This is a genomic window from Roseibium sp. RKSG952 (genome assembly GCF_009711355.1).
Genome location: NZ_SMMF01000598.1, coordinates 1 through 2,362, shown reverse-complemented (window position 1 = coordinate 2,362; position 2,362 = coordinate 1). Strand labels below are relative to the sequence as shown.

Here is a 2,362-nt window from a genome sequence, read left to right as displayed (position 1 = left end):
GAAGGGGGTTGCCGCGCTTCTGGATCAATATCCCGATGTCCGCAGGCATGGATCGGCCAAGTCCATTGGAATACAGCGAGAACAGGTGCAGTACATTAGCGCGGCATTAGGCGCCTTCCTGCTATCGTAAGTGCCCAAGACGCAATTCCGGAGGGCACGGAGACAGCGTCCTGTCTTCATAATTGTTGACAATATTGAATTTATCGTATTCAGTCCCTCTGAGCAAAGGATTGTCGCCAATGAGGACCTATGAGCCCGACTTCATTCTTAAAAACGTATTCGGCTACGACGAATTCCGGCCGCTTCAGGGCGATGTCGTTGAGACGGTTACCGACGGAGGCAATGCGCTCGTCCTCTTTCCGACCGGAATGGGCAAGTCCCTCTGCTATCAAATCCCGGCCATCTGCCGCGACGGCGTAGGTATCGTCATCTCTCCGCTTCTGGCCCTCATTGAGGATCAGGTCGCCGCCCTCAAGGCGAAGGGTGTGGCTGCTGCCGCACTAACCTCCTCCTGTACCCGCGAGGAAGCCAAACAAATCTATTCCGATGTCCGCGCGGGCGAGCTCGACCTTCTCTACGTCACCCCTGAGCGCATGGCCCTGACAAGCTTCAAGGCGTTCCTCAAGGATGACATCGATATCGCGCTGTTCGCCGTCGACGAGGCGCACTGTGCCTCCCAGTGGGGACACGATTTCCGCCCCGATTACCTCGAACTCGAATTTCTCAAGAAGAGTTTTCCCGGCATCCCGGTGATCGCTTTGACCGCTACCGCCGACCCGGAGACCCGCGACGACATTCAAGCCCAGCTCGGCATCGAGGATGCCCCCGTCTTCAACGCGAGCTTCGATCGGCCGAACATCGACTACGCCATCGAACCGAAGGGCAAGGACCCGAAGAGACGTCTCCTTGAATTCCTGGAAGGCCGCGACGACGAGTGCGGCATCGTCTACTGCCTCGGACGCGCGACGGTGGAGAAGACGGCGACCTTCCTGCGCGCCAACGGCTACAACGCGCGGCCCTATCATGCCAAGCTCAACATCGACGTGCGTGGCCGGAACCAGCGCGACTGGATTAAGGGAGACGCCAAGATCCTCGTAGCCACCATCGCCTTCGGCATGGGAATCGACAAGGCCGACGTCCGCTTCGTCGTTCACATGGATCTCTCCTCCAATCTGGAGACCTACTATCAGGAGACCGGCCGCGCCGGCCGTGATGGTCTGCCGTCCGAGACACTAATGCTCTACGGCGCAGGTGATTTCGCGCGTCGTTCCAAGATGCTCCGCAAGAGCAACGGCGGAACCGCCGTAAAGCGTACAGGCAAGGCGAAGCTCGAAGCCCTTCTGGGCATCAGCGAAACCGTTTATTGCCGCCGCCAAGCGATCCTCGCTCACTTCGGCGAGGCGTACGACGGCAATTGCGCTACCTGCGACAACTGCCGAAACGATACCCGGGGACGCGAAGCCGGACGGCACGCCTCCATCATGCTCGACGTCGTCGAAGCGGGGAAGGGCGGTTACGCCGCCACCGACCTCATCGCCATCGTGACAGGCAAGTCAGGAACCGCAACCGGTATCAAGGAAATCGACGATCGCATCGCCGAAATGAAGACCGCCGAGCCGATGACCATCTCCGACTGGTCTTCGCTGTTCCGTCAGCTGGTCGCCGTCGGAGGCATTAGCGTAGATCATTCGCGTATGGGTCGAACGACGCTTGGCATTAAGGCTAACAACATTCGTTCTTCGCAGGCCTTCGAGATCGGCACCACGCCCGCCATCGAATGCGCGGCAGTCAAGCCGCCCAAGACAGCGACGCCTACCGCAGACAAGGCTCAGAGTCGGGCGACGCGGAAACCCGCTCCGAAGCGCACGAACAGACCTTGCACCAGCGGGGCGGGACTTCTGGAAGACCTGCGCCGCCATCGCAACAAACTCGCCCGGGACGCGGGAGTGAAACGTTACTTCGTCATTCACGACGCAACCCTTCAGCGGATTGCCGAGGAGAAACCACGCGACATCGAGGCCCTAAAGATGATTAAGGGAATCGGCGAGATCAAAGCCGATCGTTTCGGGCACCATTTCCTGGCGATCGTCGACCGCTACGCAGCCTGAGAAGAGCGACCATGACCGAATGGAGATGAATGGACCAGTCGATGTAAAACTGAAACTGTTCTGGCACCTCGCCAAACAGACCTTCAGCGACAAACTGTTCCGCCAGCTCGCCCGGCGCGATGATCACATATTTGACAGGCACTAGAGCACGATTTCCACTCCTACAATCGCATTGTGGAGGCCGCTTATCCCTTTCGCTCAGGCGACCACAACTTAACGTCTTACCCTCCCTGAAGGACGGGGATTTTTAGCGA

The 2,362-nt window shown here is 58.8% G+C and carries 1 protein-coding gene; it reads left to right on the top strand.

What is annotated here, in order from left to right:
- The first annotated feature begins 239 nt into the window (after positions 1–239).
- Positions 240–2,108, top strand: coding sequence for a RecQ family ATP-dependent DNA helicase (locus E1297_RS02660; protein WP_155133561.1), 1,869 nt, complete (start codon positions 240–242; stop codon positions 2,106–2,108).
- Positions 2,109–2,362 lie beyond the last annotated feature (254 nt).

Coding starts and splice junctions, on each gene's coding strand:
- E1297_RS02660 (WP_155133561.1), top strand. CDS start 240: ATGAGGACCTATGAGCCCGACTTCATTCTTAAAAACGTATTCGGCTAC.